5 protein-coding genes are annotated in these 5,906 nt (G+C 66.7%); 2 read left to right on the top strand and 3 right to left on the bottom strand.

Going from position 1 to position 5,906, the window contains the following annotated elements; genetic code table 11:
* Positions 1 to 1,123: SLC13 family permease (locus ACR2JA_RS07610; RefSeq protein WP_434008493.1), on the bottom strand; the 1,123-nt coding region annotated here is incomplete at its 3' end.
* Positions 1,124 to 1,360: 237 nt separating this feature from the next.
* On the opposite strand from ACR2JA_RS07610, the gene ACR2JA_RS07605 reads away from it, so the two are divergent.
* Positions 1,361 to 3,397 (top strand): PKD domain-containing protein, encoded by a 2,037-nt coding sequence (locus tag ACR2JA_RS07605; RefSeq protein WP_434008492.1) that lies wholly within the window; start codon positions 1,361 to 1,363, stop codon positions 3,395 to 3,397.
* A gap of 96 nt (positions 3,398 to 3,493) precedes the next feature.
* Here ACR2JA_RS07605 and ACR2JA_RS07600 read toward each other — a convergent pair whose 3' ends face one another.
* Together ACR2JA_RS07600 and ACR2JA_RS07595 are read right to left on the bottom strand one after the other, a co-directional pair.
* Positions 3,494 to 4,483 (bottom strand): MBL fold metallo-hydrolase, encoded by a 990-nt coding sequence (locus ACR2JA_RS07600; protein ID WP_434008491.1) that lies wholly within the window; start codon positions 4,481 to 4,483, stop codon positions 3,494 to 3,496.
* A gap of 96 nt (positions 4,484 to 4,579) precedes the next feature.
* Positions 4,580 to 5,179, bottom strand: coding sequence for a TetR/AcrR family transcriptional regulator (locus ACR2JA_RS07595; RefSeq protein WP_434008490.1), 600 nt, complete (start codon positions 5,177 to 5,179; stop codon positions 4,580 to 4,582).
* 146 nt (positions 5,180 to 5,325) lie between these two features.
* Here ACR2JA_RS07595 and ACR2JA_RS07590 point away from each other — a divergent pair, with 146 nt between their 5' ends.
* Positions 5,326 to 5,697 (top strand): TfoX/Sxy family protein, encoded by a 372-nt coding sequence (locus tag ACR2JA_RS07590; RefSeq protein ID WP_434008489.1) that lies wholly within the window; start codon positions 5,326 to 5,328, stop codon positions 5,695 to 5,697.
* Positions 5,698 to 5,906 lie beyond the last annotated feature (209 nt).

The raw sequence follows: 5,906 nt of genomic DNA, 5'->3' as shown, positions 1-5,906 counted from the left end.
GCAGCAGGTTGCCGGCGAAGGTGCTCACCAGCGCGAGCAACACGCCAGCCTGCTGGGGGTCGGCGCCCAGGTGCGGCAGCAGCAGCATGACCGCCGGCACGTTCGACACCAGGTTGCTCAGCACCGTGCCCAGCACCAGCAGGGCGCCCGGGTCGGTCAGGTGCACGCCTTGCGCGGCCAGCCAGGCCACGGCCTCGCCGGCCAGCCCGGTCTGCCCGAACGCGTGGTTGACCACGAACAGGCCGATGAAGAGCAGCAGCAATTGCCAGTCCACGAAGCCCATCACGTCGGCCGAATGGAAGCGGCGCGAGAGCAGCAGCACCGCCGCCCCCACCAGGGCGGCCACGTCGCGGTTCCAGTCGGTGAACAGGAACACCCCCATCAGCGCGGTGGCCACGGTCAGGCCCTTGGCGGTCTGCCAGCGGTCGAACGGCTCATCCGCCGTCTGCATCTGAACGCCCACCGGTCGCCGCAGCTCGGGCGCGCCGGCCCGGGCACCGGGCCCATAAGCCAGCCAGGCCCAGAGCAGCGCCAGGCTGATGGCCACCGGCACCGCGGCGGCGCGCAGGTAGTCGCCAAAGTGCAGCTGCAGCACCGAGCCGATCAGCATGTTCTGCGGGTTACCGATCAGCGTGGCGGCCGAGCCGATGTTGGCCGCACAGGCCAGCCCGATCAGGAACGGAATCGGGTTGAGCCCGCGTTGCAGGCACAGCCGTGCCACCACCGGCGTCATGGCCAGGCAGATGATGTCGTTGGAGAAGATGGCCGATAGCCCGCCCGCCATGGCGATCAGCGCCGCCAGCAGGCCGGCGCGCGAGAGCGGCAGCGCGCCGACGCGGCGCGTGACCTCGGTGTAGAAGCCGCCCAGCCGCATCTGCGCCGACACCACAATGAAGGCGAACAGCAGCACGATGGTGGGCAGGTCCACCGCACGGGCGGCTTCTTCCAGCGGCATGCCGGTCAGCGCGATCACCGCGATGGCGCCCAGCAGAGCGACGCCGGAGCGGTCGAGCTTCAGGCGCGGCAGCCCACCCAGGAACATGCCCAGGTAGACGGTGGCGAAGACGGCGACGATGGCACCGTCGATGGCAGACAGAGGGCCCAGCAGCGCGTGCGTCGTCATCGGGTCTCGGGTGGGTAAAGGGTGCGGGCCATCGTAGCAAAGGGGCGTGGACGCGCATGGTGTGTGGCGCAGGGGTCGCACCAAACGGGTGGCGTTGTGTCCGATCGCACACGGATCGTTTTCAAGGCCGCCACCACCCGACATGTAACACCATGTACTTACAATGTGACCGCCCACCGCAGCCGAGAGGACGGTCCGGTGAGGCGCGATCTCGCAAAAACCCAACCGAGGATTTCAATGAACAAGGGAAGTTTCTGGCGGCTGCTGCTCATCAGCTGCCTGTCCATGCTGATGGTGGCCTGCAAGCCATCGGCCGAATTCACCGTTTCGCCCACGCCGGTCATCGCCGGGGCCGCGGCGACCTTCGACGCCTCCGAGACCACGATCTACAACACCCACAAGGGCAATGTGGCCGTGTCCTACAGCTGGGATTTCGGTGACGGCGCCACCGCCAGCGGGCAGGTGGTCCAGCACACCTTCGCAGCAGCAGGCACCTACCCCGTCAAACTCAGCGTGAAGGACAAGGCGGGACAGACGGGCACGGTGTCCCACGCGGTGGTGGTGCAGGCGGCCACGGCCACCGCACCGGTCCAGGTGATGGTGCAAATCGCTGGCGGGGCCTCGCTGTCGGGCGCCACCGTGCGGGCGGGATCGTCCACCACCACGTCGGACGCCCATGGACTGGCCTCGCTGGCGGCCGTACCGGTGGGCGCTGACCAGGTGGTCACGGTCAGCAAGGCCGGCTACATCACGCAGGTGGTGCGCGCCACCGTGGCCGCAGCCACCACACCGCAACAGGTGCTGGTGCTGCTGCTGCCCGTGAAAGACAAACTGAGCATTGCCGACATCGCCACTGCCCAGACCATCAGGGCCAACCACCTTGGCGCCAGCGTCACACTGCCCGCCAACGCCTTGGTCAACCCCACCACCGGCGCGCCGGCGACCGGCCCGGCCACGCTCAGGCTGACCCCCTGGGACATCGCCGGCATCGACCTGCAAGCCATGCCCGGCAACGGCCGGGCGCTCGACAGCACCGGCCAGCTGGTGGACCTGATCAGCGCCGGCATGATGACGGTGGACTTCTTCGACGCTGCCGGCCATCCGCTGCAGCTGGCCGCCGGCCAGTCGGCCGTCATCCAGATGGACTTGCCCGCAGGCGTCACCAGCATTGGCGACAACGCCATCGCGGCCGGCAGCACCATCCCGCTGTGGCACTTCGACGAAACCCGCGGCCTGTGGGTCGGAGACGGCTCGGGCACGGTGGTGACCACCGCGAACGGCCTGGCCGTGGTGGCCACGGTGCAGCACTTTTCCACCTGGAACTGGGACTACATGGCCCAGCCCGTCGTCGGTGGCTCCGGCAGCGGCGCCAGCGGTAGCGCCAGTGCGCCCCCCACCACGCCCACCCTGACCGTGAGTTGCGTCGATGCCAGCGGTGCGCTGGTGGCCTGCAACGTGGTCGCCACGATCCATTACGCCGGCGGCTACGACCGCGTCTGGAACACGAGCCTGTCCGCCGCCGTCAGCCCGGTGGCCAACATGCCGGCCAACACCACCATCCACTGGGAAGCGACCACCCCGGACGGTCTGAAGGGTAGGGCCGATTCCGCGAACACCGGCAACGTGGTGATCCGTATCCAGCCCCCGACCACCAGCAACTTTGTGCAGTGCGTCGCACCGGGCAACATGGCCATGGCGTGTACCGTGCAGATGACGACCACGCTGGTGAACGGCAGCACGACCACGCTGGTGCGCTACATCCCGGAAACCGGGGCCACCATCGTCACGCTGCTGGACACCCTCGGGCCCCTGAACTGGACGGCCTTGACCGGCTTCACCGACAACGGCGACGGCACATGGACCCGCTACAACGGCACCGCCACGTCGAACCTGACCGGGACGGTGTCCATCGCGCTGACCCCCAGTGTGGTGACCACGGGCAAGACCATCCTGGTGAGCTGCAACCCCGACGGAACGGATCTCACGGGCTCCACAGTCGCACTGGCGACCTGCGAGATCAGCATTGGTGTTGTGGATGCAGATGGTGCGTGGGTGACGTCGTTCCAGGTGCCATCAGGCCTGGGAGCCCCCGTCCCCGTGCAACTGCCAGCCCTGACGGACGGGGCGATCATCTACTTCAGCGCCATCGGGACGCCGCAGGTCCCCACCATCGATGGCGGGTACTCCGGGTACTTCAATGCCACGCTGGGGGCTCTGGCTCAGAACCAGTCCATCGTGCTGGCGCTGCGTGCCTCGCCCATCGCACAGCCCTGAGAAGTGCCCAGGCATCCAGGGTGCTGAAACCCGAACCGAACCGACACAACAAAAAACCCGCCTCTGCGGGTTTTTTGTTGTCTGCGAAATGGCCATTCAGCCCTGCAGCGCCTTCCACATCTCCATGTCGCGCTCGGCGGTCCAGATGCGGGGATTCTTGATGCCGCTGGCCTCGTCGTAGGCGCGGGTCACGTCGAACGGCAGGCAGTGTTCGTAGATGAACACGTGACCAAAGATCGGGTCCATGCTCTTGCGGGTGTGGGCCATGGCGGCCTTGAGGTCCATGCCCGCGGCGGCGGCTTCCTTGCCGGCCTGGAACAGCGTGGTCACCCAGCGCTTCGTGTAGTCCAGCGCCTTGTTGACGTTGGCGTTGCCCTTCATCGCTTCACCGCGGCCGGGCACGATGAACTCGGCGTTGAGCGCGCGCAGCGCTTCCAGCGTGGCGGGCCATTCTTCGAGCTGGGCGTCGCCGGTGTAAACGCCGGCCTCGTACTCGACCAGGTCGCCGCTGAACAGCACTTTTTCCTCTTCCACCCAGGCGATGGTGTCGCCACGGGTGTGGCCATGGCCGGGGCTCCAGATCTGCACCACGACACCACCCAGGTTGATGGACAGCTTGCCGGGCTGCTCGCCTTTGACCGCGTCACCGCCACCGATGACCATGCTCGGCCAGGTCAGGCCGGGGACGGATTCGGCACCGCGGAACAGGCGCGGGAAGCGCTCCATCTCGCTTTTCATGTCCTGCGCGCCGCGCTCGCGGATCAGCTCCAGCGTGCCCTGGCTGGCGATGATCTCGGTCGCGCCTTCGGCGAAGTAGGCGCTGGCGCCCAGCACGCGCACCGCGTGGTAGTGGGTGAGCAGCACGTACTTGATGGGCTTGTCGCTGACGGTACGGATCTTGGCGATCAGGTCGCGTGCCATGGCCGGGGTGGCTGTGGCATCGCTGACCATGATGAAGTCGTCACCGATGATCACACCCGAGTTCGGGTCGCCTTCGGCGGTGTAGGCCCAGCAGTGCGGACTCAGCTGTTCAAACGTGATTTTCTTGTCCTGAAGATCGGCCTGGGAGGCGAAGGCTTTGCTCATGGGGTGGTCTCCTGTGGGGGGCTGCGGCACGGATCGGCCATGGTTTTGAATTTTACCTAAACGAAATCAATTTCGCATAAGTAAATCACCAGACCGTCAGGCACCCAGGCCGTTTTCCAGCATGGTCACCACCTCGTCGGCAAAACCGGCGTAGCTCATGGGACCGTCAGGGCGCAGCCAGGTGAAGGTCCAGTTGATCATGCCGAACAGCATCATGGTCAGCGCGGTCTGGTTGGCGGGGGTCACGCGATCCGGGTAAGCCCGTTTGATGAAGCGGGTGAAGGCAGCCACCACATCGCGCTGGCGGTTCAAGATGAGTTCCCGCTGCGTGTCGCCCAGAAACTTGGTGTCCGACACCAGCGCCACGTGGCGCGTGGCCGAGGTTTCGTACTCGGCCAGGAAGGCCCGCACCAAGGCGTGCAGCGCTTCGCGCTCGCTCAGGTTCTGGCGCTGGGCATGGGCTTCGGACTCGCCGATCAGCGCCAGCAGGCGCTGGGTGTAGCGGTCCAGCAGGTCGAACAGGATCGCTTCCTTGCTCTCGTAGTAGTGGTAGAGCCTGGCCTTGCTGGTGCCGCAGGCGGTGGCGATGTGGTTCATGCTCGCCGCGGGGAAGCTCAGTTGCGCGAAACACTGGGCGGCGACGTCGAGGATCTCTTCGCGCTTGAGGTCGTGGGAGGCGGATTTGGGTCGGGCCATGCTGGATTCTCCCACCCCCGCCGCGCTGCGCGCGCCCCCTCAAGGGGGCGGCGCGTGTGGCCCGGCGAAGCCGGTTCCACCGCGCCACTGGACGCGGGCACTTCGCGCCGGCTGGCTGGGTCAGCCTTAGCTGTTTACGATGCTGCATGGCAACCCGCCCCATCACCGACCCGTTCGTGCTGCACGCCTGCGAGATGTTGTCGTGTCTCGGCCCGGTGAAAGCCCAGCGCATGTTCGGCGGCTATGGCCTGTCGGTGGACGGCATGAACGTGGCCATCATCGCGTGGGACACCCTGTTCCTCAAGACGAATGCGGAGACCGCGCCGCGTTTCCTGGCCGAGGGGTCCCACCCCTTCGAGTACGAGGCCCGCGGCAAAACCTTGAGCCTGCACTACCACACGCCCCCGGACGAGGCACTGGAGTCGCCCGCGCTGATGGCGCCATGGGCCCGGCTGGCGCTGCAGGCGGCTGTGGCGGCGCGCCAGCCCGCCCCGCGGCGCAAAAAAGCCAGAGGCTGACAGTCTTTCGGGCGTGCCCAAGCAACGACCCCAAAAGTGCCCGATTTAGGTGTCGCATCCCGGATGATTGCATAGACCCCAGGAGATATCCGTTGCTGGCAGCGAGAGAGGCGATGCGCCAGTTGGTAGATGATCTGCTGGGTCGTTCAATCCTCGCCCCGGGAGCCTTCTCATGATGATCGCGCTGCACAAGAACGCTCGCACCACGC

Source organism: Hydrogenophaga sp. (genome assembly GCF_051007235.1).
Classification (GTDB): Bacteria; Pseudomonadota; Gammaproteobacteria; order Burkholderiales; family Burkholderiaceae_C; genus Hydrogenophaga.
This window is presented reverse-complemented; position numbering and strand designations above follow the sequence as displayed.

What these genes read in the sequence shown, in the direction of transcription:
- ACR2JA_RS07600 (WP_434008491.1), bottom strand. Translation starts at nt 4,483, where the DNA reads ATGAGCAAAGCCTTCGCCTCCCAGGCCGATCTTCAGGACAAGAAAATC.
- ACR2JA_RS07590 (WP_434008489.1), top strand. Translation starts at nt 5,326, where the DNA reads ATGGCAACCCGCCCCATCACCGACCCGTTCGTGCTGCACGCCTGCGAG.
- ACR2JA_RS07605 (WP_434008492.1), top strand. Translation starts at nt 1,361, where the DNA reads ATGAACAAGGGAAGTTTCTGGCGGCTGCTGCTCATCAGCTGCCTGTCC.
- ACR2JA_RS07595 (WP_434008490.1), bottom strand. Translation starts at nt 5,179, where the DNA reads ATGGCCCGACCCAAATCCGCCTCCCACGACCTCAAGCGCGAAGAGATC.